The organism is Stenotrophomonas sp. STEN083 (assembly GCF_056759195.1).
The window spans coordinates 1-25,861 of sequence record NZ_JBRRCU010000049.1 but is presented as its reverse complement, the minus strand read 5'-3'; the positions used below and the strand labels follow the sequence as shown (position 1 = coordinate 25,861).

The 25,861-nt window shown below is 64.9% G+C and carries 23 protein-coding genes; 11 read left to right on the top strand and 12 right to left on the bottom strand.

Features of this window, described 5'->3' with window-relative positions; all coding sequences use genetic code 11:
- The first annotated feature begins 3 nt into the window (after nucleotides 1-3).
- Genes ACVOK8_RS14060 through ACVOK8_RS14050 form a run of 3 tightly spaced genes read left to right on the top strand, consistent with a single transcriptional unit; the run spans nucleotide 4 to nucleotide 3,252 of the window.
- Nucleotides 4-1,032 carry an SIS domain-containing protein gene (locus ACVOK8_RS14060; RefSeq protein ID WP_481567366.1) on the top strand — a complete coding sequence of 343 codons (1,029 nt, stop codon included), beginning with the start codon at nucleotides 4-6 and terminating at the stop codon, nucleotides 1,030-1,032.
- A complete protein-coding gene (nagA, locus tag ACVOK8_RS14055; protein WP_481567365.1) occupies nucleotides 1,032-2,174 on the top strand; it encodes an N-acetylglucosamine-6-phosphate deacetylase in 1,143 nt (380 codons plus the stop codon). The genes ACVOK8_RS14060 and nagA overlap by 1 nt, the downstream gene beginning before the upstream one ends.
- A 10-nt stretch (nucleotides 2,175-2,184) precedes the next feature.
- Nucleotides 2,185-3,252, top strand: a complete 1,068-nt coding sequence (locus ACVOK8_RS14050) for an acyltransferase family protein (RefSeq protein WP_481567364.1) — start codon at nucleotides 2,185-2,187, stop codon at nucleotides 3,250-3,252.
- 174 nt (nucleotides 3,253-3,426) lie between these two features.
- On the opposite strand, the gene ACVOK8_RS14045 is transcribed toward ACVOK8_RS14050, so the two are convergent.
- Both ACVOK8_RS14045 and ACVOK8_RS14040 read right to left on the bottom strand, forming a co-directional pair.
- Nucleotides 3,427-4,647, bottom strand: coding sequence for a multifunctional CCA addition/repair protein (locus tag ACVOK8_RS14045; protein WP_481567363.1), 1,221 nt, complete (start codon nucleotides 4,645-4,647; stop codon nucleotides 3,427-3,429).
- A 313-nt stretch (nucleotides 4,648-4,960) separates the two neighbouring features.
- Nucleotides 4,961-6,907: a transglycosylase SLT domain-containing protein gene (locus ACVOK8_RS14040; protein ID WP_481567362.1), complete on the bottom strand. Its 1,947-nt coding sequence runs from the start codon at nucleotides 6,905-6,907 to the stop codon at nucleotides 4,961-4,963.
- A 178-nt stretch (nucleotides 6,908-7,085) separates the two neighbouring features.
- Between ACVOK8_RS14040 and ACVOK8_RS14035 the strand changes: the two genes are divergently transcribed.
- Both ACVOK8_RS14035 and ACVOK8_RS14030 read left to right on the top strand, forming a co-directional pair.
- Nucleotides 7,086-7,496 (top strand): ExbD/TolR family protein, encoded by a 411-nt coding sequence (locus ACVOK8_RS14035; RefSeq protein ID WP_481567361.1) that lies wholly within the window; start codon nucleotides 7,086-7,088, stop codon nucleotides 7,494-7,496.
- A 120-nt stretch (nucleotides 7,497-7,616) separates the two neighbouring features.
- On the top strand, nucleotides 7,617-8,492 hold the full coding sequence (locus ACVOK8_RS14030; protein ID WP_481567360.1) for an EamA family transporter: 876 nt from the start codon (nucleotides 7,617-7,619) through the stop codon (nucleotides 8,490-8,492).
- Between the two features lie 8 nt (nucleotides 8,493-8,500).
- Here the strand turns inward: ACVOK8_RS14030 and ACVOK8_RS14025 are convergent, their stop codons facing one another.
- The 4 genes from ACVOK8_RS14025 to ACVOK8_RS14010 form a co-directional block, all read right to left on the bottom strand.
- Complete coding sequence (locus ACVOK8_RS14025; RefSeq protein WP_481567370.1) at nucleotides 8,501-9,238, bottom strand: endonuclease/exonuclease/phosphatase family protein; 738 nt, start codon at nucleotides 9,236-9,238, stop codon at nucleotides 8,501-8,503.
- A 71-nt stretch (nucleotides 9,239-9,309) separates the two neighbouring features.
- Nucleotides 9,310-10,128 carry a thiol:disulfide interchange protein DsbA/DsbL gene (locus ACVOK8_RS14020; RefSeq protein ID WP_481567359.1) on the bottom strand — a complete coding sequence of 273 codons (819 nt, stop codon included), beginning with the start codon at nucleotides 10,126-10,128 and terminating at the stop codon, nucleotides 9,310-9,312.
- A 130-nt stretch (nucleotides 10,129-10,258) separates the two neighbouring features.
- Nucleotides 10,259-10,906, bottom strand: coding sequence for a thiol:disulfide interchange protein DsbA/DsbL (locus ACVOK8_RS14015; RefSeq protein ID WP_481567358.1), 648 nt, complete (start codon nucleotides 10,904-10,906; stop codon nucleotides 10,259-10,261).
- Nucleotides 10,907-11,000: 94 nt separating this feature from the next.
- Complete coding sequence (locus tag ACVOK8_RS14010) at nucleotides 11,001-11,786, bottom strand: c-type cytochrome (protein WP_481567357.1); 786 nt, start codon at nucleotides 11,784-11,786, stop codon at nucleotides 11,001-11,003.
- 173 nt (nucleotides 11,787-11,959) lie between these two features.
- Between ACVOK8_RS14010 and yihA the strand changes: the two genes are divergently transcribed.
- The gene (gene yihA / locus ACVOK8_RS14005; protein ID WP_481567356.1) at nucleotides 11,960-12,601 is read left to right on the top strand and encodes a ribosome biogenesis GTP-binding protein YihA/YsxC; all 642 of its coding nucleotides are present in this window, start codon (nucleotides 11,960-11,962) and stop codon (nucleotides 12,599-12,601) included.
- 224 nt (nucleotides 12,602-12,825) lie between these two features.
- On the opposite strand, the gene ACVOK8_RS14000 is transcribed toward yihA, so the two are convergent.
- The 3 genes from ACVOK8_RS14000 to ACVOK8_RS13990 all read right to left on the bottom strand — a co-directional run bounded on the left by ACVOK8_RS14000 (nucleotide 12,826) and on the right by ACVOK8_RS13990 (nucleotide 15,439).
- Nucleotides 12,826-13,803, bottom strand: a complete 978-nt coding sequence (locus tag ACVOK8_RS14000; RefSeq protein ID WP_481567355.1) for an MBL fold metallo-hydrolase — start codon at nucleotides 13,801-13,803, stop codon at nucleotides 12,826-12,828.
- A 100-nt stretch (nucleotides 13,804-13,903) separates the two neighbouring features.
- Nucleotides 13,904-14,737 carry a helix-turn-helix transcriptional regulator gene (locus ACVOK8_RS13995; protein ID WP_481567354.1) on the bottom strand — a complete coding sequence of 278 codons (834 nt, stop codon included), beginning with the start codon at nucleotides 14,735-14,737 and terminating at the stop codon, nucleotides 13,904-13,906.
- Between the two features lie 3 nt (nucleotides 14,738-14,740).
- The gene (locus ACVOK8_RS13990; protein WP_481567353.1) at nucleotides 14,741-15,439 is read right to left on the bottom strand and encodes a VIT1/CCC1 transporter family protein; all 699 of its coding nucleotides are present in this window, start codon (nucleotides 15,437-15,439) and stop codon (nucleotides 14,741-14,743) included.
- A 203-nt stretch (nucleotides 15,440-15,642) separates the two neighbouring features.
- Between ACVOK8_RS13990 and ACVOK8_RS13985 the strand changes: the two genes are divergently transcribed.
- From ACVOK8_RS13985 to ACVOK8_RS13975, 3 genes are all read left to right on the top strand, one after another.
- Complete coding sequence (locus tag ACVOK8_RS13985) at nucleotides 15,643-17,007, top strand: glutamate--cysteine ligase (protein WP_481567352.1); 1,365 nt, start codon at nucleotides 15,643-15,645, stop codon at nucleotides 17,005-17,007.
- 293 nt (nucleotides 17,008-17,300) lie between these two features.
- Nucleotides 17,301-17,939, top strand: coding sequence for a glutathione S-transferase family protein (locus ACVOK8_RS13980; protein ID WP_481567351.1), 639 nt, complete (start codon nucleotides 17,301-17,303; stop codon nucleotides 17,937-17,939).
- 11 nt (nucleotides 17,940-17,950) lie between these two features.
- Nucleotides 17,951-18,469: a DUF6265 family protein gene (locus ACVOK8_RS13975; RefSeq protein ID WP_481567350.1), complete on the top strand. Its 519-nt coding sequence runs from the start codon at nucleotides 17,951-17,953 to the stop codon at nucleotides 18,467-18,469.
- 66 nt (nucleotides 18,470-18,535) lie between these two features.
- On the opposite strand, the gene ACVOK8_RS13970 is transcribed toward ACVOK8_RS13975, so the two are convergent.
- Complete coding sequence (locus tag ACVOK8_RS13970) at nucleotides 18,536-20,176, bottom strand: hypothetical protein (protein WP_481567349.1); 1,641 nt, start codon at nucleotides 20,174-20,176, stop codon at nucleotides 18,536-18,538.
- Between the two features lie 338 nt (nucleotides 20,177-20,514).
- Here ACVOK8_RS13970 and bla point away from each other — a divergent pair, with 338 nt between their 5' ends.
- Nucleotides 20,515-21,399: a subclass B3 metallo-beta-lactamase gene (gene bla / locus ACVOK8_RS13965; protein WP_481567348.1), complete on the top strand. Its 885-nt coding sequence runs from the start codon at nucleotides 20,515-20,517 to the stop codon at nucleotides 21,397-21,399.
- Between the two features lie 173 nt (nucleotides 21,400-21,572).
- On the opposite strand, the gene ACVOK8_RS13960 is transcribed toward bla, so the two are convergent.
- Complete coding sequence (locus ACVOK8_RS13960) at nucleotides 21,573-22,274, bottom strand: LytR/AlgR family response regulator transcription factor (protein ID WP_481567347.1); 702 nt, start codon at nucleotides 22,272-22,274, stop codon at nucleotides 21,573-21,575.
- On the bottom strand, nucleotides 22,262-23,971 hold the full coding sequence (locus ACVOK8_RS13955) for a histidine kinase (RefSeq protein ID WP_481567346.1): 1,710 nt from the start codon (nucleotides 23,969-23,971) through the stop codon (nucleotides 22,262-22,264). The genes ACVOK8_RS13960 and ACVOK8_RS13955 overlap by 13 nt, the downstream gene beginning before the upstream one ends.
- A gap of 180 nt (nucleotides 23,972-24,151) precedes the next feature.
- On the opposite strand from ACVOK8_RS13955, the gene ACVOK8_RS13950 reads away from it, so the two are divergent.
- A complete protein-coding gene (locus ACVOK8_RS13950; protein ID WP_481567345.1) occupies nucleotides 24,152-25,738 on the top strand; it encodes an alpha/beta hydrolase in 1,587 nt (528 codons plus the stop codon).
- Nucleotides 25,739-25,861: the final 123 nt, after the last annotated feature.

Sequence of the window (25,861 nt, the reverse complement as noted above, 5' to 3'; positions counted from 1 at the left end):
TCCATGGCACTGCCGAGTGAAACCGAAACCCTGATGTTCAACGAGGCCGCGGAAAGCGCCTCCGTCATCGCCGCCCAGTTCGCACGTAACCGCGACGTGGTGCAGGCCCTGGCTGCAGACCTGCGCCAGAACCCGCCACCGTTCGTTGTCACTTGCGCCCGCGGTAGTTCCGATCACGCGGCAACCTATGCCAAGTATCTGTTTGAGACCCAGCTCGGCCTGGTGACCGCCTCGGCCTCGCCGTCGGTGGGCTCGGTCTATGAAGCGCCGCTGCAGCTGCGCGGCGCGCTGTACATCGTTATCTCGCAGTCGGGCAAGAGCCCGGATCTGCTGCGCAATGCCGAGGCTGCCAAAGCCGCCGGCGCACGCGTGGTGGCGCTGGTCAATGTCGAGGATTCGCCGCTGGCACTGCTGGCCGAAACCGTGATTCCGTTGGGTGCTGGCGTCGAGCGCAGTGTCGCCGCGACCAAGAGCTACCTGGCGTCGCTGGCCGCGATCCTGCAGTTGGGTGCTTACTGGAAGAACGATCCGGCCCTGATCGGTGCACTGGATGCGTTGCCGGCGGCGATGTCCGAGGCATGGGCATGCGACTGGACGGCGGTGACCGACGGCCTGGTCGATGCGCACAACCTGTTCGTGCTCGGCCGTGGCCCAGGCCTGGCGGCAGCGCAGGAAGCGGCGCTGAAGTTCAAGGAGACCTGCGGCCTGCACGCCGAAGGCTATAGCTCGGCCGAAGTGAAGCACGGGCCGATGGCGCTGGTCGGCCGCGATTTCCCGGTACTTGCGTTTGCCCAGCCCGATGAAACCGGCGCCGGCACCCGTGCCGTGGCCGAAGAGTTCGCCGCGCGCGGCGCGCAGGTATGGCTGACCGGCGAGGGCGGCAACCTGCCGACCGCCACCGCACCGCATCCGCTGTGCGCACCGCTGCTGACCATCCAGAGCTTCTACCGCGCGATCAACGCACTGGCGCTGCGCCGTGGCAACAACCCGGACCTGCCGCCGCACCTCAACAAGGTGACGGAAACGGTCTGATGAAAACCGCGCTGCGCAATGGCCGGGTACTTGCCGGCGAGAACTTCCGTGACGATGTCGCGGTGCTGATCGAAGACGGCCGCATCACTGCGGTCGTCGCCAGCGATGACCCGGCCGTTGCCGCGGCCGATGCGCAGGTGGACCTGGGCGGCGGCTGGCTGCTGCCCGGTTTCATCGATGCACAGGTCAACGGCGGCGGTGGTGCGCTGTTCAACAACCAGACCGATGTCGATGCACTGCGTACGATGGTGGCCGGGCATCGCCGCTACGGCACCACCGGCATGCTGCCGACCCTGATCAGCGACGATGCCGAGGTGATGGCACGTGCGGTACAGGCAACCCGCGAGGCGATTGCTGCCAAGGTGCCGGGCGTACTCGGCATCCATCTGGAAGGGCCGTATATCGCACCGGCGCGTAAGGGCACGCACGATGCAGGCAAGTTCCGCGTGCCGGCTGCAGATGAAGTGCGCATGGCGACGGCGCTGGACAACGGCGTCACCCTGATTACCCTGGCGCCGGAGCGCGTGCCACTGGCGACGATCCAGCAGATGGTGGCCAATGGCGCCATCGTTGCTGCAGGTCATACCGCTGGTAGCTACGACGAGATCCGCGCAGGTCTGGACGCCGGCATCACCGGTTTCACCCATCTGTACAACGCGATGTCGCCGCTGCAGGGACGTGATCCCGGCACGGTCGGCGCGGCCTTGGAAGATGCCGACAGCTGGTGCGGCGTGATCGTCGATGGCGTGCATGTACACCCGGCCAGCCTGCGCGTGGCGCTGGCGGCCAAGCCGCGTGGCAAGGTGTTCCTGGTCACCGATGCGATGCCGATGGTGGGCTCGGACAATCCGGCGTTCGAACTGTATGGCGAAACCATCACCGCCGTTGATGGCGTGGTCCGTAATGCCGCGGGTGCCCTGGCTGGTTCGGCCTTGGACATGATCACTGCCGTGCGTAATACGGTTGGATTGCTGGGATTGTCGTTGGCCGAAGCTTCGCGCATGGCTTCGATGTATCCGGCGCAATTCCTGGGTCTGGATGATCGCTACGGGCAGATCGCGGTCGGCTACCAGGCCGACTTCGTTCTGCTGGACACCGATCTGCAGGTACAGGGCACCTGGATTGCCGGTCAGCGCGACTGAGTTTCAGACCATGAACAAAGCCACCCGTTATGCCTCGGTGGATGCCCTGCGTGGCATCACCGTGGCGGCCATGCTGCTGGTCAACAACCCTGGTAGCTGGAGCCACGTCTACGCGCCGTTGCTGCATTCGGAATGGAACGGCTGCACGCCAACCGATCTGGTGTTTCCGTTCTTCCTGGTGATCGTCGGCGTGTCCATCGCGCTGGGCGTGGTGCCGCGGGTGGAGCAGGGCGCTGATCGTGGTGCATTGACGCGCACGGTGTTGATCCGCGCCGGACGCATCGTCGGTCTGGGCCTGCTGCTGCACTTCCTGGCCTGGTGGTGGTTGGACCTGGCGCACTACCGGCCATGGGGCGTGCTGCAGCGCATTGGCCTGTGTTTCGCCGCTGCTGGCATGGCGGCGATCTGGTTGAAGCCGCGCTTGCAGTGGCTGTGCATTGGCGTGTTGTTGACCGGCTACGCTGCGCTGTTGGTGGCAGGTGGCTCGCTGGAGCCTTGGCTCAATCTGAGCAGCCGCGTGGATACTTCGTTGTTCGGCGCGCTGCTGTATCAATATGACCCGGCGACCGGCCATGGCCATGATCCGGAAGGACTGATGTCCACGCTGGGCGCATTGGCCTCGACCTTGCTCGGCCTGCGTGCCGGCGCCTTGCTGCGGCAACGTCCATGGCGATTGCTGCCTGCTGCGGTGTTGCTGTTGATTGCCGGCGGCCTGTGGGCGCAGTGGCTGCCCTTGAACAAGAACCTGTGGACTTCGTCGTATGTGCTGTGGACCGGCGGCTGGGCGTTCGCGGGACTGTGGCTGGCGCACATCCTGATTGATTGCCGGCAGTGGCCGGCGCTTGGTCGCCGTTTCGGCGTCAACGCGATCACTGCCTATGCCGGTTCTTCGGCAATGGTGCTGGCGATGATGGCCACCGGCAGCTGGGGCTGGCTGTGGGAACACCTGTTCAACCGCTGGCTGACCCCGCTGGCGGGCGCACAGTTCGCCTCGCTGGTGATGGCGCTGAGCTTCGTCGCGCTGTGGTGGTTGCCGATGGCGTGGATGGATCGCCGCAGGATCTATCTGAAGATCTGAACCTGCCAGTCGCAGGTTTGTGGGTTTGTGGGAGCGGCGTAAGCCGCGAAGCTGGAGAACCAAAAGTCCGCAGCAGATTGTGCAACTGCATGCTGCGGGTGTTGCTGTTGAATTGTCAGCCTCGCGGCTTACGCCGCTCCCACAACAGCAAAAGGCGGTGACAATGGCCGGCAATCACCGCGCCGCGCTAATCGCCTTGATCCGCGCCTGCTTCAAGGCTTCGCCAATGGCTGGGCCTTGCAGGCCTTCAGTGGCGATATCCCGTGCATTGATTGCCAGCGCAGCCGCATGCAGGCGTAGCAGGGTTGCCCGCTGCGGGTAGTCACTGTCCTCGAAGCCGAGCCGACCGCGCTTGTCGCATTCGCAGACCAGGGCCATCTGTGCAATGCGCTCGGGGCGACGGAAGCCATCGCAGCGCTGGATCAGCTCCAGCACGGTGGCATCGCGCAACTCGTCGATGCGATGCACGTTGAGGTGTTCACGGCAGACCGCCTCGGCCAGCAGCCGGTGATCGACGGGAATCTTCAAGCGTTCGCACAGTTTGGCCAGCGGCTTGAGGCCACGCTGCTCATGCATGATGTGGCGGGGCAGTTCATCGGTCGGAGTCAGCGCCTTGCCCAGATCATGGGTGAGCGCGGCGAAGCCGATCAGGTCGTCGCCCGGTGCCAGCTGCGCGGCCATGTCGCTGACCATCTCCTGATGCACGCCGGTATCCACTTCCGGGTGGAACTCGGCGCGTTGCGGCACGCCGTACAGCGCGTCAACCTCCGGCAGGATCACGGCCAGCGCGCCGGTATCGTGCAGGCAGCGCAGGAAGGCTGAAGGTTGTTTCATGGTGAGGCTGCGGCGCAGCTCCTGCCAGATACGTTCCGGCACCAGTGCATCGAGCTCGCCGCTGGCAGCCATTTCGCGCATCAGTGCAGCGGTTTCCGGTGCCAACGTGAAACCCAAGGGCGCGAAGCGGGCCATGAAGCGTGCTGCGCGCAGCACCCGCAACGGGTCTTCGACAAAGGCCGGGCCGACATGGCGCAGCACGCGTTGCTCGATATCGCGAACGCCGCCCCAGGGATCGACCAGCTCACCGGTTTCCTCATCACGAGCAATGGCATTGATGGTGAAGTCGCGACGCTGCAGATCCTCTTCCAGCGACACCGACGGATCGGCATCGACCACGAAGCCGCGATAACCGCGGCCCGATTTGCGCTCGGTGCGCGCCAGTGCGTATTCCTCACCGGTATGTGCATGCAGGAATACCGGGAAATCCTTGCCAACGGCCTTGAAACCGTCCGCTTCCATCTGTGCTTGCGTGGCACCGACCACCACCCAGTCACGGTCACCGGCCTGCAGGCCGAGCAGGGAATCGCGGACAGCGCCGCCGACGAGATAAGTCTTCATGCAGCCATGATAAGTCGGATGCGGTGTCGCACATGTAGTGCCGAGCCATGCTCGGCAGGGGCGTCACCAACAATGCATCGTTTTGTAGGAGCGGCGTAAGCCGCGAAGCTGACAATGCTGGAAGGCCTCAAGAGCCAACCCCTCCCCAACCCTCCTCTTCGCTGCGCGAAAGGGAGGGGGCAGAAGCGGTAGTGCCGAGCCATGCTCGGCAGGGGCTTTGCAAGCGAAAAAGCTGCCCTCACCCCAACCCCTCTCCCGCTAGCGGGAGAGGGGCTGAATCGATAGTGCCGAGCATGGCTCGGCACTACAGGTGTTACGGGGCTTGTTGGCAGCTGAAGGCTTTGCGCGCCCCCTGGGTCTTGCCGACCATGCGGTCGCTCAGGGTCAGGGCGTTGTTGTTGAGACGCCAGTCGTAGATCACGCTGAAGGCCAGCACCCGCGCCACGTACTCGCGGGTTTCCTTGTAGCTGATGGTCTCGATCCAGAAGTCCGGGTCGTAGTTCGGGCGTTGGCTCTGCCAGCGTGCGGTCGGCGTGGGGCCAGCGTTATAGGCGGCGATGGTGACGTAGGGCAGGCCGTTGTACTTGTCCATCAACTGGCGCAGGTAGGCGGTGCCGATGGCGATATTGGTGTCAGAGTCATACAGGCTGGATGCGCCGGCATAACCACTCAAACCAATGCTTTTGGCCACGCTGGCGCCGGTGGCGGGCAGCACCTGCATCAGGCCCATGGCGTTGGCTGGCGAACGTGCATTCGGATTGAAGATGCTCTCCGCACGAATCTCGGCTGCGATCCAAGCCGGGTCCAGCGCATTGCGTGCGGCCTCGCGGCGGATCGTGTCGTCGTGGTGCAGCGGGAAGCGCAGGTTGTACATGCGCAGCTCCTGCGGGCCTTTCAGTGCGAATACCGCGCGATCGAACCAGCCGTTGTTGCTGGCAACTTCCACGGCGAGACGGCGCTGGCTGTCGTCGAAACGCGACAAGGCCTCGGCCCATTCGCGCGCGGCCCAGCTTGGGCGTTCGATCTTGAACAGCTCGATCGCTCGCACCAGCGCCGGGTCGCGGCCGACGGCGGTCTTTGCCGCTGCACTGTCGCCGGGATTCCACGGGCACAGGTTGTAGGGCTGCTTGAGTTTGTCGGCGGCCAGGAAGCCGTGGAAGGTCGGCTCGCTGGCGGCGGCGCGGTACAGTACGGTCGCCTCGGCCGGCTTGCCGGTCTTCTCCAGCAGACGGGCCTCGAACCAGCGCCAGCGCGAATCGTTGCGCTGGCTGGCCGGCATCTTGCGGATGGCGGTCAGTGCAGCCGGCCAGTCGCCGCGTGCCATCGCTTCGCGGGTGCGCCATTCGTGCAGGCGTTCGTCATAGGCGGATTCGGGCACGGCGGCCAGGCGCCGCGCCGAGTCCGGCAGGTAGGAAGCCACCGTCCACAATGCGATTTCGTACAGTACCTGGCCTTGCTGCTCGGCGCTCAGGGCCAGCGCCTGCGCGTATTGCGGCAGCTGCAGCTCGGCTGCGCCAGGGTCGGCCTTGGCCAGCTTCTGCAGCCCGTCCACGGCGATGCGGCGGCTGCGTTCGTTCTTCGGCCAGTTCAGGGCGCGCGCGTCGGGCTTGTCGACGAAGGCGGCGTAGTCGTTGGCCTGGGCAAGCTCGGCGGCTGGCAGGCCACGTGCGGCGGCGCGCATCACTGCCGGTTGTTGTGCATCGGCGGCAGCGTCGATGCGTTCCCAGCGCAGTGCTGGGGTCAGGCCGCCGCGGCTGGCGAGGACTGCAAATACCGGATCGCAGCCGTCGGGCAGTGACTTGCCAGCGTTGCGCCAGACGGACTGAGCATCGCTGGTCCATTGCGCATCGGCCTTGCCGGTGGCTTGGCGTGCGTTGAGTTCGGCACAACGCAGGCCCGGATCGGTGCTGGCTTTCCAGTTGGCCAGCAAGGTCGGCCAATCCTGGCGGCGGGCCAGCGCCGGCAACCACGCCGAACGGAAGCTCTCGGCCACGGCTTGGCCCTGATAGCGCTTGAGGAAGTCCTGTGCCTGCGTATTCGGCAGCGTGTCGATGTTGCGGCGCAGGGCGCTGAACTCCAGCCAGCCGTACAGCGGGTGATTGCGCAACGGTGCGGTGGCGTTGGCATCGAACTGCCCGCGCTCGGCATTGTCGATGGCGGTGCGCATCGCGGTGCGTTGTGCATCCAGGTTCTGGGCCTGGACGCAGGCGCTGAGCAGCGCGGCGAGGGTAGCCAGAGGCAGCAGGAGGATTTTATTCATGGCAGAAGGATAACGGCCGCAGCGTCAACGGCAGAGCAGCAGCCCGACCCGCACATGAACAAGCACTTCGCTGCCACGCAAATGGAAGCTGAACGGAAACCGCAGCCTCGCTGGAAACCCTTGGCAGCAGGCGTAGCTTCGGTGGTGAGGCAGCCGGCCTCGCCCTGGGGGAACTGGAATGGCATTCAGTGCAGCAGGCAATAGCGGGCGTCCATTGGCCGATATCAACGTGACCCCACTGGTCGACGTGATGTTGGTGTTGTTGATCATCTTCATCGTGACCGCACCGATGGTGGCGGTGCCGATTCCGGTGGATCTGCCACAACACAGCAACAAGATCGTGCAACGCGTCGAGCCGCCACCGCCGATCGAGCTTCGGGTGGACGCTGCCGACCAGCTGTACTGGAACGGCGAAGTGCTGCCGATGAATGACCTGCAGGCGCGGCTGCAGGCGCAGGCCGATCTGCATGTCGGCAACCTGCCGGAGCTGCGCATCGATGCTTCACCGGATGCGCAGTACCAGGTGATGGCCAAGGTGCTGGCGGCCGCCAACAACGCCAAGATGCAGCGTATCGCTTTCATCCAGTAAATCGTGGGTGTTGGCAGGCATCAGCTGCCCAGACGGTAGCTGATGCCTTGCTTGGCGGCAGGCGGCATTCTCGCGCTTTTTACGGCTGCCGATGGCGGCGTGGGCGAATACACTAGGCGCATGCAAAATTCTCGATTCGCATCGCTGTTGCCGGTGCTGGCGGTACTCGGCTCGGTGACCTCGTTGTCGATCGGTACGTCCTACGCCAAAAACCTGTTTCCCATCATTGGTGCGCAAGGCACCAGCGCGTTGCGCGTGGGTTTTTCGGCGCTGTTCCTGTTGCTGTTATGGCGGCCGTGGCGCTGGCATACCAGTCGTGCCGATGGCGCGGCGATCCTGCGTTACGGGCTGACGCTGGGGCTGATGAACCTGCTGTTCTACATGGCGCTACGCACGATCCCGTTCGGGATTGCTGTTGCCATCGAGTTCACCGGCCCACTGGCGGTGGCGATGTTCTCCTCGCGGCGGCCGATCGATTTCGTCTGGGTTGGTTGTGCGTTGGTCGGGCTAGTGTTGCTGTTGCCGCTGGATGGCGGCCAGGCGCTGGATCCGGTCGGGGTCATGTATGCGCTGGGCGCGGCATTCTGCTGGGCCTTGTACATCATCTACGGCAAGCGCACCGGGCATCTGCATGCCGGCCACAGCGTGTCACTGGGTTTGCTGGCGGCGTCGCTGGTGGTGGTGCCGGTCGGCGTGGCGCATGCCGGCATGGCGCTGCTCGATCCGAAGATCCTGTTGGCTGGCTTCGTGGTGGCGGTGGTGTCCAGTGCCATCCCGATGTCACTGGAAATGATGGCGCTCAAGCGCCTGCCCAAGGAAACCTTCGGCATCCTGATCAGCATGGAGCCGGCGGTAGCGGCGCTATGGGCGCTGCTGTTGCTGCACGAACATCTCACCGGCCTGCAATGGCTGGCGATTGCTTGCACGGTGTTGGCATCGGCCGGCAGTACCTTGACCGCGCGGCGGCGGCCACCGCCTGCAGCGGTGGCAGGCTGAGCCTGCGTTCAGCGCAGGCTGTCGGCGGGGACTTCGACTTCCATTTCAACGGCCAGATGGTCCGAGTACGCGGCGGCAACGGCCCGTGTATCCAGCATCTTCATGGTGTCGGAAATCAGGATGTGGTCGATGGCGCGGTCCGGGCCCCAGCTGGGGAAGGTCGGTACCAGGCAGCTTGGCGGTTGCAGCCGGGTCTTGTGGTACAGCACGCGCATTTCCGGGCGGTCAGCCTTGCAGTTGAAGTCGCCCATCAATACCGCATTGGGGTAGTCGGCCAGAACGTCGGAAATGAAGTCAAGCTGCGACAGGCGCGAGCCGGTGCCCAGCGATAGATGTGCCACCGCTACCGTCAGGCCTTCGTCGCCGTCGCCGTAGCGGGCAACCAGCAGGCCACGGCCACCGATGCGGCCGGGAAGGGCGTGGTCCTGTACTTCCACCGGTTCCAGCCGGCTCAGCAGGCCATTGGCGCTGGAAGCCACGCCGCCCATGCGGCGGTTGGGCTGGTGTGCCCAGTAGTTGAAGCCCGCGCGTTCGGCGAGGTAGTGGGTCTGGTTGGTGAAGCCCGAGCGCAGGCTGCCCGGATCGGCTTCCTGCAGGCCGACGATGTCGCGGCCGCTGGCCAGTTTGGCAATCGCGTCCAGGCTGGAGCGTTTCTGTCCGGCAGGCAGCGCATGTGACCAGCTGCGGGTCACATAGTCGCTGTAGCGGCGGGTGCTGGAGCCGGCCTGGATGTTGGCGGTCAGCAATCGCAATGTCTGGGTAGGGGATTTCACGACGGGTCGAACTCAAGGGCCTCGTTGCCGAGGCCCTTGATACCTCACTTGGCGTTGGCGGCGCGTTCGCGCGCGATCAGGTGGTCGGCAATGCGGAGCATGTCCTCATAGCCCTTGCCCTTGACCAGGTACTTGCCGTTGACGATCAGCGACGGGGTGCCGCTGATCTTGCTGCGCTGGGCGAACTGCTTGCCACGGTTGACCTTGGCGGCGACGCCGAAGCTGCCCATGGTGTCAGCGAAGGTCTTGGGATCAACGCCGTACTTGCCGTAGAAGTTGGCGATGTCTTGGACCGAATCGCTACCGCGCTCGCCCTTCAGGGTCTGCTCGAGGTGGATGGCCGCGTACAGCGCGTCGTGGGTCTTTTCCTGCACGCCCAGGGTTTCAGCGGCGTAGAAGGCGCGCGCGTAGTTGTCCCAGGTGCCGCCGAAGGCGGCCGGTACGTACACGAAGTTCACGTCCGAGGGCAGGCCAGCCTTCCACGAGCTGACCAGCGGCTGGAAGCGGGCGCAGGCCGGGCAGACGTAGCCGAAGATCTCAGCCACTTCGACCTTGCCGGTAGCCGGCTGGAACGCCTGACCGCCTTCGATGGCGACATAGTCGGTGCCGGCAACCGGCTCCGGGCCGACCAGGCGCGCCTGTGCCGGGACCGGGGTCGCAGGAGCGGCGTCAGCAGCAGCCGGTGCGGCGGTCGCACCTTCAGCGGCGGCACCTTCAGCGGCCGGGGCCGGGCTGGCGGCCGGAGCAGCTTCGGTAGCAGCCGGGGTTGCCGGAGCAGCGGTGTCAGCAGTGCCATCCTGGGCTTTGCAGGCAACCATCAGCGGCAACAGGACGGTCAGGGCCAGGGCGAAGCGGATCTTCATCGGGAGGGATCTCCAGCAGGGTGTGTTTGGGGCACCGGGCAGCAAGACTGCAACCGGTGCGCGCAGGAACGCATTATGTGCGTATTCGGCTGAACAGGTGACCCGGCTCAGCCGGGCTTCAGCGGAGGTTTCAGCGACGGCTTGCGCCGCTGCGTTCACGTGCTACCAAGGCACCGGCAATGCGCAGGGTGTCATCAAAGGTCTTGCCCTTGACCAGGTATTTGCCGTTGACGATCAGCATCGGCGTGCCGGTGACCTTGACCCGCATGGCGAAGGCGCGGGCGTTCTTGACCTTGTCATCCACCTGCTGGCTGCGCAGGGCTTCGACAAAGCGTTGCGGCTGCACGCCGTACTGGGCATAGAACGTTGCCAGTTCGTCGGGTGTGACGTTCTGCGCCGGCAGGCTGCCCTGCACATGCAGCGCCTTGAACACGTCGGCATGGCTGCGCTGGCGTACGCCGACCTGTTCGGCGGCATAGAAGGCACGCGCATACGAATCCCAGTAGCCGCCAAACGCCGCTGGCACCGGAGTGAAGCGCACGTCGGCTGCCTGCTTGGCCACCCATGCCTCCAACTGCGGCTCGAAGTGGGCGCAGTGCGGGCAGGTATAACCAAATACCTCGACCACCTCGATCTTGCCGGCCAGCGGCGCAAACGGGCCCGGCTCGGCGATCAATTCGTAGTCATCGCCTTCGACCAGCGCGGTAGGGGAGGCGGCACAGGCCGAGAGCGGGGCTATTGCCAGCAGCATCAGCAACAGTCGGGGGAACAACTTCATCGTGGGGAGTCTCCGTTGGAAAAACAGACGCCGACCTTACGGCCGGCGTGTCTGCGTGAGGCAGTTGCCGGGTCGCCGGGGCGACCGGCGGGTATCAGGGTTGCGCGGCGGCGCTGGCTACCGCGGCATCGTTGGCTCGATCATGCAGACCTTGGACGTAACTGGCTAGCGCCTGGATCTCCTGCCCGGTCAGCGCGTGGCTGATCTGGGCCATGATCTTGAACTGCGCGGCATCGGCTTCACCGGTCTGACCAGACTGGTAGCGCTGCAGGCGTTGCGCGACGTAGCCGGCATGTTGGCCGCCGATATGCGGATAGGCCGGGCCCGGGTTACCTGCACCGGTCGGGCCGTGGCAGGCGATGCAGGCCGGAATGTTGCGGCTGGCGTCGCCGCCGCGGTAGAGCTTCTGGCCCACTTCGAAGAACTTCATGCCCTGGTACGGGCCGTCGCTGACCACGGCGTCATCGGCCACGCCGGCACCGGACTTCTGGGTGGCAAAGAAGGCGCCGATATCGCGCATGTCCTGCGGGGTAAGCCCCTGCACGAACGGCAGCATCGCGGCGACTGCGCCTTCGTTGCGCTGGCCACTGGCGATCAGGGCCGTTTCCTTGGCGATATAACGCTCGCTCTGCCCGGCCAGACGCGGATAGATCTCCACGGCCGAGTTGCCATCGGCACCGTGACAGGCTGCGCAGGTAGACGCTTTGGCCTCGCCGGCCTTGGCATCGCCGGGCTTGGTCTTGCTGAAGTCGATCTCCAGCGAAGCGGTTTGTACAGGCGCGTTGTCCGGCACGGGGGTAACCGAGCTCTGGGCAAAGGCGACGGCGGCGATTACGGGGACTACCAGTGCTGCAACGGCAAGAACACGAGCATGGCGCATGCTGAAGCTCCGTGTGGACCGGGCCGGGCGGGGCTTTCCGCCGGCATCGCCCGGATTATCAACGGCGTTTTACGGCACGGTCAACGCAGCAGTGCAGCAAAACCGGCCGCGCCGGTGGTCCCGGGACAGCGGCCAAGCCGACGCGCGGCGCCGCAACATGCGATCCTATGCATATGTCATTGCTCATCGAACGCGCCCGTTACCACCTTTCCGCCCACAATTCCCGGCAATTGCCGCCGGATCTGGGGGCCGAAGTGGCATTTGCCGGTCGCTCCAACGCCGGCAAGTCCAGCGCGCTCAACGCGCTGACCCGCCAAAACTCACTGGCCCGCGTCTCCAAGACCCCCGGCCGTACCCAACAGTTGGTGTTCTTCGAGGTAACCCCCGAGGCGCACCTGGTCGATCTGCCCGGTTACGGCTACGCCAAGGTGCCGCTGGACCTTCAGGCCCACTGGCAGGCCTTCATCGACCAGTACTTCCGCACCCGCAATGCGCTCAAGGGCCTGGTGGTGGTGATGGACATCCGTCATCCGCTGAAGGACTACGACCGGCAGATGCTGGGTTATGCCGTACAGCGCGGCCTGCCGGCGCATGCGCTGCTGACCAAGGCCGACAAGCTTGGCCGCGGCCAGCAGATGCAGACCCTGCAGAAGGTGCGCAAGGAGCTGCATTCGATCTTTGGCGACACCGTTAGTGTGCAGACCTTCTCCGGCGAATCGCGCCAGGGCGTGGACGAAGCGCGCGGCATCATCGGCGGCTGGTTGGGCTTGAACCCGCCGGCAGCGGAAGGTGCAGGCCCTGCAGGAGCGGCGTAAGCCTTGTAGGAGCAGCGTAAGCCGCGAAGCTGATGGTCCATCAGACTTGAGTGCATGGAGAACGCCGCCTTGATCAGGGCGGCGTTTTTTTTTGTGCTTTTTAGAGTGTTGTGAGATTCGAAGCCAAAGCCAAAGCTCCCCTCACCCCTACCCCTCTCCCGTAAACGGGAGAGGGGACAGCAACGGCAACAGCAATAGCAACAGCACCTGCAACAGCAGCGGCGTCACTTCAGCGGCGAGAACTCCCCGGGCACCCACGCAAATGCGTCACCCTCGCGGCGCACATGGCCCAGACCCGGGAACGGCAGGTGTGCACCGGCCACCCACCAACCCTTGTCGGATGCTTCCGCCATCAGCCTGCGGCGGCTGGCAATGGCGGCGGTGCGGTCGCTGTCAGCCTCGAAGGCGGCGTCGGGACGAGCGAACTGCACGGCATGGAAGTGCACGATGTCGCCCCACACCAGCAGCTGCTGGCCGTTGCCACCCTCAAGCAGATAGGAGGCATGACCGGGGGTATGGCCGTGACTGTCCAGTGCAGTGATGCCTGCTGGCAGGCCCTCACCGGGAGCGAACTCGCGCAACGTGCCGGCAGCCACATAAGGCGCCACTGCAGTGCGCGCCAAGCCAAAGGCAAACCGCAGCGGTTTCGGGGCCGTTGCCTCGCTGGCCGGGTTCAGCCAGTAGGCCGCGTCGGCCTGTGACAGCCACACCGTGGCTTTCGGGAAAGCCGCTTTGCCCTGCGCATCCAGCAGGCCACACATATGATCCGGGTGGGCGTGGGTCAGCAGCACGTCATCCACTTCGGCCGGGTCGTGGCCGGCGGCACGCAGGTTACTCAGCACTTGACCCAGGCCGATACCTGCGCCGAAGCATTGCGCGGTGCCGGTGTCGATCAAGCTCAGGTGATCCCCGCGTTGCACCAGATAGGCGTTGACCGCGGTCTGCAGGCCTTTGCCATCTTCTGGAACATAGCCATGCTCAAGCAGGCGGGTGACCGCGCCGGGATCAATGCCGACCAGTTCCTGGCGCCCCAATGCCACTGCGCCGTCAAACAAGGCGGTTACCTGCAGTTCGCCGATCTGCTGGTGATAGACACCGGCAACCTGCTGCTGCACGACAGTCGTGCTGCGTGCCTGCGCCGCGCTACTGACGGCGAGGATCAACAAGGCAGCGGCGATACGGTGCCGGGGGTGGATGCGCATGGGGGTTCCTGCAGATACGGCTGTGCCGCGGGAACTCAATGCTGCGCTGGAGTGCCATTGCGTTTCGCTCACAATGGCGCGCGAAACGCTCGCTCCGCGATCAGCTGTTGCCGATTGCTGCGGGCTCCAGACCATAACGCGCGGCAAAACGTTTGTTGAAGCTGCCCAGGGATCGATAACCGGCGCGCGCTGCCACGGTCTTCAATGGCAGCCGTGTGGTGTAGAGCAGCTGCATGGCATGCGCCAGCCGTGCATCGACCACCAGCTCGCGCACGCTGAGTTGTTCGCTGGCCAATCGCCGCCGCAAGGTGGCGCCACTGAGACCCAGGTGCGATTCGAAATCACGAGACTGCCAATCACGCTCTGGCTGTGCGGCAACCAGCTCGCGGATGCGATCGCCCAGGCCCGGTTCGGGCGCGGCCAGCAGGCTGCCGTGGCCGCGTCGGCAGAACGCCACCACCAGCGCGGCCAGCGCAAGCCGGGCCTCGGTGTACTGGCCGTTCTGCAAGGCTTGCCGCCATTGCAGCAGGGCGCCGCCATGTTCGGCCAACGGCAAGCGTGCCAGCGCGTGGCCTGCATCGGGCAGGGCGTCAGTCCACAAGGCGCGCGCTGCAGCCAGTACTTCCGGGCATAGCGGCACGATGGCGCTCAGATACAGGCCACTGTGTGGATCGGGAATATTGACCACGTCGATGCGGCTGCGGCGGGTGATCAGGAACAGATCACCCGGGCCGAATTCAAGTGACTGCTGCGCAGTGCGGGCCTGCTTGCGCCCCTGTAGCAGGATGGCGAACTGCGGCTGTGGAATGTCTACCGAACTGGCGCCGTGTTCGCGGCGCGCGGTGATGCAGGCGTAGCCCTCGGCGCGCTCGCAGTCGACCAGAGAGGACAGTTGGGCCAGCAGGTTGCTGGTGGCGTCGGCGTGGATGCTCATGCGTTACACCGTGATCTGGAACAGCTGGCCGATGGCGGCGGCTGCGCCCATCGCCAGCGCGCCCCAGAACACCACCCGCAGCGCGCCGCGCAAGACTGGCGCGCCGCCAGCCCGTGCCGCCAATGCGCCGGTGATGCCCAGCCCAATCAAGGTGGCGGCAGTGGTGACCTCCGCCACCCACGCGTGCGGAGCCAGTAGTGCGGTCAGTACTGGCAGCGCCGCACCGACGATGAAAGCACTGGCCGAAGCTGCCGCAGCCTGCAGCGGCCGGGCCCGCAGTTCCTCGGTGATGCCCAGCTCGTCGCGGGCATGGGCGGCGAGGGCGTCGTGGGCGGTGAGCTGCTCGGCAACCTGTTGGGCAAGCTCGGGGCTGAGCCCGCGACGGCGATAGATGCCGGCCAGTTCCTGCAGCTCGCTGTGCGGGTCTTCGTGCAACTCGCGCCGCTCCATGCTCAGGTCTGCATGTTCGGCATCGGCCTGTGACATCACCGAGACATATTCGCCGGCGGCCATCGACATGGCACCGGCCACGGTGCCCGCAATGCCGGTGGCCAGGATGGTCGAGGCGCTGGCGCCGCCAGCTGCCACGCCAACCACCAGGCCGGCGACCGAGACGATGCCGTCGTTCGCACCCAGCACGGCGGCGCGCAGCCAGCCGACGCGGTTTGATCGATGGGTTTCACTATGGTGGGCGCGACTCATGCCTACAGTGTAGGACCAGTGCCCAGTCAGCCGCGGAATGACTCGCAAGTGCAGCTCCGGCAGCGGTCAAGTCTGCTTTTTTAGGACGCTGAAAACCGCTGCCGTGACACGATGGCAATGTGCGCCGATATATAGTGCGCCCTTGCGATGGCGGGGGCTGGCCCCCACCTTCCCGCCCTGACCAGAATTCTGCGAGCCTGCCCTTGTCGAGCCCGAGCCACGTCGCTGATACACCCATCACCCACCGCGACCAGCTGGTCCAGAGCATCGCGTCGGGTGAAAAACCCAAGTCGCAATGGCGGATCGGCACCGAGCACGAGAAGTTCGGGTTCCGTCTGGATGACCTGCGCCCGCCCACGTTTGAAGGCGAGCGTGGCATCAATGCGGTGCTCGATGGGCTCACCCGCTTCGGCTGGGAGCCTGTGCTGGAGAACGGCAATACCATCGCGCTGCTGCGTGATGGTGCCTCGGTGAGCTTGGAGCCGGCCGGGCAGCTGGAGCTTTCCGGCGCTGCATTGGAAACCCTGCATGAAACCTGCGTGGAGACCGGCAGCCATCTCAATGAGGTGGCGCAGGTGGCTGGTGAGTTGCAGTTGGGCTTCCTCGGCATGGGCTTCCAGCCCAAGTGGGCACGCGCGGACATGCCGTGGATGCCCAAGGGCCGCTACCAGATCATGAAAAGCTACATGCCCAAGGTCGGCTCGCTCGGCCTGGACATGATGACCCGCACCTGCACCACCCAGGTCAACCTGGATTACGCCAGCGAAGCGGACATGGTGAAGAAGTTCCGCGTCTCCTTGGCATTGCAGCCGATCGCCACCGCGTTGTTCGCCGATTCGCCGTTCACCGAGGGCAAGCCCAACGGCTACCTGAGCTACCGCTCGCACATCTGGACCGATACCGATCCGGACCGCACCGGCATGCTCGATTTCGTGTTCGAGGATGGTTTCGGCTACGAGCGTTACGTCGACTATCTGTTGGACGTGCCGATGTACTTCTCTTACCGCGACGGCATTTACCACGATGCCAGCGGGCAGAGCTTCCGCGATTTCCTGCAGGGCAAGCTGCCGGTGTTGCCTGGCGCCTTGCCGACCCTGCGTGACTGGTCGGACCACACCACGACGGCCTTCCCGGAAGTGCGGTTGAAGAAGTATCTGGAAATGCGCGGCGCCGACAGTGGCCCGTGGAGCCGCATCTGCGCGCTGCCGGCATTCTGGGTTGGCCTGTTGTATGACGAGACCGCGTTGAATGCAGCCTGGGACCTGGTCAAGGACTTCAGCCTGGCCGAACGCAACGTGCTGCGCGATGGCGTGCCCAAGCATGCGATGAACCTGCCGTTCCGCAATGGCACAGTGCGTGATCTGGCACGTGAAGCCTTGGCGATTTCGTACGATGGCCTGCGCCGTCGTGCCGCGCTCAACGCCGATGGTCAGGATGAAACGCGCTTCCTGGACGTGCTGCAGGAGATCGTGGATTCGGGCAAGACCGCGGCCGAACGCAAGCTGGAGCTGTTCCATGGCCGTTGGAATGGCAGCGTTGATCCCTTGTTCGGCGAGTTTGCTTACTGATTGACGAGGCTGTTTGAGGCGAGGATTCAGACTTCGCCTTCGCCGGGGTCCTGGCTTTTGCTTTTGCTATTGTGCCGTCATTCCCGCGAAGGCGGGAATCGCTCTTGCTTTGGCTTTCGCGTCAAAACACGAACGACCTTGCAGAAGGCAAGGGCAGGCGTCATTCCCGCCTACGCGGGCATGACGAGCCCCAAGAGCGATGACCCGACATACGTCGGTTGAAAAACCCGCCTGCGCGGGAATGATAGCGCTGGCGTTGCTAGACTGCTGCCTCACCCTCTGGAGTCAGGCGCATGGGCAGCACGGCAGAAGAAATCGTCTTCTATACCAATCCGATGTCGCGCGGGCGCATCGTGCGCTGGATGCTGGAGGAGTTGGGCCAGCCGTATCGTACCGAGGTACTGGAGTACGGCCAGAGCATGAAGGACCCGGCTTTCCTGGCCATCAATCCGATGGGCAAGGTGCCGACCATCGTCCATCGTGGTGTTGTGGTGAGCGAGGCTGCCGCGATCTGCGCCTATCTGGCCGATGCATTTCCGGCAGCTGGGCTGGCCCCGGCGCTGGATGATCCTTTGCGTGGCAGTTACCTGCGCTGGCTGTTCTTTGCCGCAGGACCGGTGGAAGCCGCTGTCAGCGCCAAGGCCTTGGGCCTGCTTGCCCCGCTGGAGAAGGCCGGCACAGTAGGCTACGGCAGCTTCGAGCAGACCATTGATACCTTGGAACAAGTCGCCGCATCGGCATCGCCGTGGCTGCTCGGCGAACGTTTCAGTGCCGCCGATGTCTATGTCGGCAGCCAGATCCTGTGGGGACAGATGTTCAAGAGCATGCCGCAGCGCGATGCGTTTACCGCTTATTGCGAGCGTCTGCGTGGCCGCGAAGCCTGGCAGCGTGCCTCGGCGTTGGACGATGCCTTGATTCCGCCGCGCGGCTGAGCATGCGCTGGATGCGGCTCCCGCTGAGTGGGAAACTCGGACCGATCGGCGGAGTCGCGCGTCCTTTTTTCCTGTCGATGCTGCTGTTGGCCGCGATGCCAACTGCAGCGGCTGCGGAGCAGGTTGCGGACACACCGGCTGTTGCTTTTCATTGGTTGCTGGGGCAGTGGACGCGGGTTGATCTGCCGGCCGGCCGAAGCGGCGACGAACAGTGGCGTGTGCAGGACGCAGCGCTGATCGGCGTAGGCAGCAGTTATCGTGATGGCGTCCTGCGCTTTCGCGAACAGCTGCGCATCGTCGCCGAGGGCGCCGATGTGTTTTACGTGGCCGATGTCCCGGGCAATCCCGCACCGGTAAAGTTCAGACTGGTTGCGCGCGACGGTGAGTCTGCCGTGTTCGAAAACCTGCAGCATGATTACCCGCAGCGGATCGCCTATCGCCGTGAGGGCTCACGTCTGGTCGCAACGACCTCCGGCAACGGGCGTGAAGAAAATTTTCTATTCGAGCGCGCGGGCGTGCCTGCCAGATAGGGGCGGCATCCATGCACTTCGTACTCGGGCCGATGGCTGACCAAGCCCGAGACCAGTGCGATGTGTTCAATAGCGTGCAGCAGTCAGCGGAGCATCGGCCCACTGCCACGCCGCGGCGTGCTGGCGTTTGCTCTCGGCGGCGGCATCGGTCTGGCCCAAAGCCTGTTGCGCTTGCGCCAAGCCATACAGCGACCAGCCATTGACCGGATAGGTCTTCAGGTCCTGGTTGAAGGCTTCGCTGGCGGCCTTGGCATCACCTGCCTCCAATAGTGCAGCGCCAAGATAGGTGCGTACCGGCAGCGGCCAGTCGGCAGGCTCGTTGTAGGCAAGCGCGTCCTCCGCGGCTGCGGCTTCTCGCAGTGCGTTGATCGCCTCGCTGTGTTTGCCCTGTACACGCAGCAGCTCGCCACGTAGCAGCGCATCGGCGACGCGCAGAACGCTGTCGGCGTGGTTGATGTCGAAGAAGCTGACCTGTGCCATTGCCGTGTCGGCGGCGACGGCGTGCAGTGCCTGCGCTTCGCGTGCTGCATCATCCAGTGCGCCCTTGCGTGCGTATGCCATGCCGCGGGCGAAATGGCGGATGGCAGATGGATAGGGCAGTTCGGGCGCGGTGCTGGTATCGGCAAGGATGCCGTCCCAATCGCCGAAGCGGACCTGGGTGAGCAGCGGTGTCACCACGAACTGCTGCATGAACTGCATCGGCGCCTCGCCCATGGCCGCGCGATCAGCCCGATCCGCAGTCTGTTTGGCAGCCTGCATGGCCAGCGTGCGGGAGCCGGTCAGGCCGCTGGTCATGCTGGCGAAGTGCCAGTTATGCGGAACATAGCCCAATGGATACACGCCATTGCTGCCGCGGCAGACAGCAAGGAAGTCCTTGTCGGCAGTGGCTGCAGCCAAGTTGGTCATGGTGGCATCGTGGTAGCGGCCAGTGCGGATGTAGATATGCGCGGGCATGTGCACCAGATGCCCGGAGCCGGGAGCCAATGCGGCCAATGCATCTGCGTAGGGCTCAGCGCGCTTGGGCTCGGGCGAGGACTCCATGGCGTGGATGTAGTAGTGCATCGCGCCTATGTGGCGCGGATTGCGTGCGAGTACCCGCTCCAGTTCGCCCACCAATGTCTGCGTGTACTCAGCGGGCTTGCCGTCCTGCCAGTAGGCCCACGGCGAGAGATCCATCAAGGCCTCTGCGTACATCGTGGCGGCATCATCGTCTTCAGGAAACTGCGCTACTACTGCAGCCATCGCATCGGCGTAGTTGCGGTCCAGCGCCTTGCGGTCTTCCGGTGCCGGATCGGAGTAGCGCTTCTGCAGTGCCTGGATCAAGGCCTGATCCACAGGTCGCGCGCTGGCTGCCAAGCTGGCTGCACGGGTTGCCAATGCAGTGGCGTCCTTGGCAGCCGCTGGATCCATTGGCAGATTGATGTTTGGCCCTAGCACCAATGCCTGGCCCCAGACGCATAGTGCACATGCCGGGTCCAAGCGTGCGGCTTCGGCAAACGCACGTCCGGCGGCTTCATGATTGAAGCCATAGGCCAAGCGCAGGCCTTGGTCGAAGTAGCGTTGCGCCAACGGCACTTTGCTGCCGATGTCGCGATGCAGGTCGCCGAAGGTTTCGAACAGCGGTAACTCGCTGGCCTTTGTTGCTGGTGCTTTTTCCGCGACTGCATTTGGCTTGTTGGAGGAGTCGCAGGCGGATAGCGTTGCCATGGCAAACAGGGACGGAAGCAGCAGGGACAAGGATCGACGGATCATTGTGGCTTCTCGGGGCGGATGGACGCGAAGATACTGCTGGGCGCAAGCCGGTGGCGATACGAAACGGTGAAAACGCCGTAAAAACTTGTGGACCGGAAAACCGCAATTACAGTGTGCTACGAACGTTGGCCGTCAATTCCCGGGTTGCTTGGTGCTGGGCACGTTCCGTGCCGAGCCAGGTGCAGCTAGGTGGCAAGACCTAGAAAAAGCTCATGCCTCTGCCCAGATCTACGCGTTTGTCGAATACGCCTGCGCGGCGCACAGTTTCTGCACCTATCAGGCAAGGTGCGCAGATGATGCAGAAGCAGGGGATTCGTTGGGGATTGCGGGTGGCGGCAGTGCTGGCTTCGGGAGTGACGGCGGCGTCCGCGTGGGCTGGCCCGCCGGCGGACTGGACGTTGCCGATCAAGCCGTTTCATATCGTCGACAACGTGTATTACGTAGGCACGGAGGGACTTTCGGCGTATCTGATCGTGTCGGAGCAGGGTTCGATCCTGCTCGATGCCCCGTTGGCTGCCAATGCCGCGCAGATTGAGCGCAACATCGAGAGCGTTGGCATCCCCTTGCGCGATGTGCGGCTGCTGCTCAGCAGTCACGCCCACGCCGATCATGTTGGAGCGATGGCGGCACTCAAGCGGGATACTGGTGCGCGCTATCTCGCCAGCGCAGGGGATCGTTGGGCACTGGAGAATGGCAGAAACCAGGGTGACAACAACTACGGTATCCAGCCCTTCGATCCGATCGAGGTGGACCAGATTGTCAGCGACGGGCAGAAGGTCCGCTTGGGCGATGTTGAACTGACCGCGCACCTCACACCAGGGCACACCGCCGGTTGCACCAGCTGGAGCATGACCGTGAATGACCGTGGCACGCCGCGCGAGGTGTTGTTCCTGTGCAGCATTACCGTCGCCGGCAATACGCTGGTTGGGAATCGCAGCTATCCGACGATCGCCGAGGATTTCCGCGCGACGTTTGCAAAGCTTGGCACGATGCAGGCGGACATCGTCTTGAGCGGTCATCCCGATACCACTGGCATCCTTGAGCGGCAGGCGCGCCGTGCGGCTGGCGATGAGGATGCATTTGTGGACCCCGGCCTGCTTGCCCGGCTGGTGGACGAGCACAGGCAACGTTTTGAAGATGCGCTGGGTAGAGCGCGTTCATCGACCCAGCGCCCTTGAGCAGGCGGCGGGGATGCCCTCGCCAGACGGATGGCCTGAGAGCTCCAGCGTAGGCACGTAGCCCGGGTACGCGCGGTGCACCCGGGGATCGTTGAATCGGATATGGCGCTGATGTGTTTGTTGCAGCGATTGCCTGGGCTACGGAAAGCGCTCACTTCCATGTGTCGGCTGGTTCACTCAAGCGCAAGCGCCTGCCGCAAGCCAGCAACATGAGCGCGCCCGACCGGCAGCTCAGCACCACCGTTGAGTACCAACCAGTAGCGGCTGCCACTTCCCGAATGCAGGGTGCTGACGTGGCGCAGGTTGACCAGGTAGGAGCGGTGGCAGCGGACGAAGTCCGGCGGCAGCACGCCGCTCAGGCCGGCCAGCGATTTGTCGTGCAGCTCACTGCGACCGTCGCGCATGCGCAGCTCGCTGTAGTCGCCGTCAGCGCGGATCCACTGCACATCGGCCAGTTCAACCAGCGCCGTACCTTGGGCGCGCCAGATGCCCAGGTAACGCGCGCGGCCCGAACTGTAGCGGCCGACATCCAGCAGGCGTTCAAGGGCCTGCCCCAGGCGCTCACGCGAGAAGGGCTTCGGCACGAAATCCAGCACGCCATGTTCAAAGGCCTGCAGGGCGCGCTCGCGGTGGGCGGATACGACCACGCAGTGGTAGCGGCCAGCTACCGCGCTGCGCAGCAGGTCGAAGCCATCTTCGCCGCCGAGGTTGAGGTCCAGCAGCAGGCCGTCGTAGACGCTGCGTTGCAGCCGGTCGCCAGCCGCGTCCAGATCGGCAACTGCATCGAAGCGCGCGCGGCCGCCAGCCAGTTCGGCACACAGGCGCAACAGGCGCTGGCGGACCAGCGGCTCATCTTCGACGATCAATATGCGCATGTGAGCTCGATGCGGCTGTACCAGTCGGCGCCATCGGCGCCTTGGCTGTAATGCCAGCGGTTGGGATGGGAAGCCGCCAAGCTGGCCTCGATATAGCGGGTGCCGGTACCCTGGCCACGGTGCGGTGCGGAGCCACGCGCGCTGCGCAGTTCCAGAATCCAATGTTGCTTGTCGCGTTGCACGCGCAGGCGGAACGGTCGCTGCGCGCAGGCCACCGCGCCGGCGTGGGTCAGGGCGTTCTCGACCTGTGCATGCAGCACGCCGGGGGGCAGCGACAGCTGCAGGTCGTTGGCGTCGACCTCCAGCACCATGGTCTGATCCAGGGCCTGACCGACGATATCCAGATGGTTGCGGCACAGGGCCAGCTCTTCGCTGAGCGGAACGCTCTGGCGGCTGCTGCTTTCGCGTAGCCGGTCAAACTGGTCGGCCAGCGATTCGACCAAGCAGCTTGCCTTTGTCGGGGCTTGTTCGATCAGTTCCTGTAGGCAGGTGAGGGTATTCATCAGCCAATGTGGCTGGATGCCTCGCTGCAGCAACTGCAGCGACAGGCTTGCACGCTCTTCGCGCAGGCGTGCGTTGTGCAGGTCCAGGTCGCGGACCTGCGCCGCATGGCACAGCAGCAGGAAGCCCACCAGCACCGCCAGCAGCAGGAAGTAGGGGCCATCGAGGAATGCCCCGGGGGCAAACAGCAAAGCCAATACCCCGGCGAGCAGCAGGGCGAGGATCGGCCAGCGTTCGTCGCGCTCGCCTTTGGCGCGCAGCAGCAGCGCGGCAGAGGCCAGCAGGCTCAGCAACAACGCCACCGCAGAGCGGATGTCGAAGCTGGGCAGCAGCACGGCAGTGATCACCAATGCGGCCGCGTAGGCGATGCCCAGGCCCTTGGGCACGGCAACGCGGAAACGTCGCGCAAGGTAGGCGGGAAGCAGGATGGCCGCTGCCACATGCATCGCCAGCAGTGCATACAGGCGCAGGCCGTGCCATGGGTAGAGGTAGCCGAGCAACGGGCGCCAGCCTTCGATCACCGGCAGTGCAATGCCCACGGCGCACAGGGCGAGCAGCAAACGCCCGCCTGGCATCTGCGGTCGGCCGCGCTGCAAGGCGAGGAAGTACAGGCAGGCTGCGGCGAGTGCACCGGTGGCCAGCGCCGCGATCAGCCAGGGCAGGACGATGCGCTGGTACAACACCACAGCCGGCGCCACCGCAACCAGGGCATCGGCGCTGTACAGGCCGAACTGCTGATGGTGGCTGGAGGCGAGCACCAGCAATTCATCGGTGCCAGTGGGCGAGGAAGGCGGCAGTACGCGGGTGATGTCGACCTGGCCGGGCTGCTCCTGCTCGGCGCTGGTGCCGACAACGCCATTGCCGAGCATCGGCTGGCCGTTCCAGTAGAGCTGACTGGCCCCGCGCAAGGACAGCCGCAGGGCGCGGCCACCATCGTCCGGCTGGGTGGACGCGGGCGATTGCCAGCGCAGCCAGTACGGGCCGCGCCAGCTGGCCAGCGTTTGTTGATCGATTGGCTGCCAGTTGATGTCCGCGGGCGGCGAGGTCGGCAGGCCGCCTGTCGCGGTAACGCTGGCCGGCGCCATCTCTCCGCTCAGCACTTGCACGCTGTTGACGTCACGCAGCAACACGGCCAGCCACGCGGCGACCGCGAAGACCAGCACGGCCAGTACGCTCAGGATTCGTAGGATCAGCATGGGCCTATCGTATCGGCTGCGTGGAGACGCTGGGCGGTGAGTTGGAGCTGTTCGGCGGACGCGCTCCCCGCAAGCGCCATTGGGGGAGGGATGCTGGCTCCGTGGCGAGGGCAACGGGAGGTTTCTCCGGGTTGCCGGGGCCGCGGCAACACCCACCTTCCCATCTAGTCGGAGCCCGCCATGTCCAACAACTCTCTGTCTGTTTCCAGTGCTTGCCGTCCTTGCCTGCAGTCATTGGCGGCTCCTTCAAACGCATCGCTTGTCGTCGCGCATCAACACGACGTTGGCGCAGTGCTTGCGGTACACAAGGGGAAGCTGGGACGTGCCGGCCGCTTGTTGGTGCTGTGTCTTGCGCTGGCCTGCGCCTCGCCGGTGCTGGCCAAGGACTCGGTTGCACCGCTGGTGTTTGCACCCTATGCAATGCAGACCAAGAACAACGGCACCATCGCCACCGAAGAGGCCTTCCTGGAAGTCCCGCGTCGCCACAGTGAGCCGAACGGACCGCGTATCCGCCTGCGTGTGGTGCGCCTGCCGGCGACCGGCGGCAATGGCAGCGCTGCCCCGGTGGTCTATCTGGCCGGTGGCCCGGGTGGCTCTGGCTTCGGCACCGCGCTAGGCCCGCGCTGGCCGGTATTCGACCGGGTCCGCCGAGAGACCGACGTGCTGCTGCTTGACCAACGCGGTACCGACTTCTCCGAGATGCCGCCCGAGTGCCCGCACGAGCAGAAGTTTGACGATGCCAAGCCGCTGCAGCGTGACGCAGCCCTGGTCGGAATAAAGGCCGCACTGGCCAGCTGCCTCGGTTTCTGGAAGGACGCTGGGGTTGATATGGGCGCCTACACCACCGCCGAGAGTGCCGACGACATCGAGTACCTGCGCAAGGCGATGGCGCTGCCCAAGCTGAGCTTGTGGGGCATGAGTTACGGCACGCATCTGGCGCTGGCCACCGTGCGCCGCCATCCGGACAGCCTGGAGCGCGTGGTGTTGATGGGCAGCGAAGGCCCGGACGATACGATCAAGTTGCCGCTGACGGCCGACGCATTGCTGGCTGACCTGGCGGTCATCGCCAGGAAGGACGGCTTCGAGGGTCTGCAGGGCTCGGCGCAGCGCGTGTTGGCCAAGTTGCGGCAGCAGCCGGGGCAGGGCAGCAGCCCGATGCATGACGGCCGCAAGGTGACCATCGGTGAGTTTGATGCGCAGATGGCGATAGCGATCGCCCTCGGCCGCCGCTCCACCCAGCGCATGCTGCCGCTGGCACTGCGTGAGGCCGAGGCTGGCGACTACGACCTGCTCGGCGCCATCGCCTTGATGGTGCGTGATGGCCTGGGCGGCTGGCGCGCCATGCCGACGGCGATGGACGTGGCCTCCGGGCAGAGCCCGCAACGGCGCGCGCTGGCTGCGGCACAGGCACGCCAAAGCCTGCTCGGCGATGCTCTGAACTTCCCGTTCCCGGAAGTTGCTGATGGCCTGGGCATGCTGGACCTGGGTGAAGCTTTCCGTGCGCCGCTGCGCAGCGACGTGCCGGTGCTGTTCATCAGCGGCACGCTCGACGGCCGCACCCCGCATGCCAACGCTCAGGCGCTGTTGCCTGGTTTCAGCAAGGGCAAGGAACTGCTGGTACGCAGCGCCAGCCATGACAACGAGATGTGGGTGGGTAATCCCGCCATCGCTGACAGCATCGCCGGTTTCCTGGCCGGACGCGGGCTGAGTGCGGAAGTGCTGGATGTGCCGCTGCCGGTATTCATCACTGACCGGTCCGCGCTGTAATTGAAAGGCAAAACCGGGGTCAGAAAAACCGGGGTCAGATTGGGGGTTTTTTTAGACACACCCAAGAAGACCCCCAATTGGCGCACCCCCCCTTAACCCCCCCGCGGTGCCCGCATAAAGTTA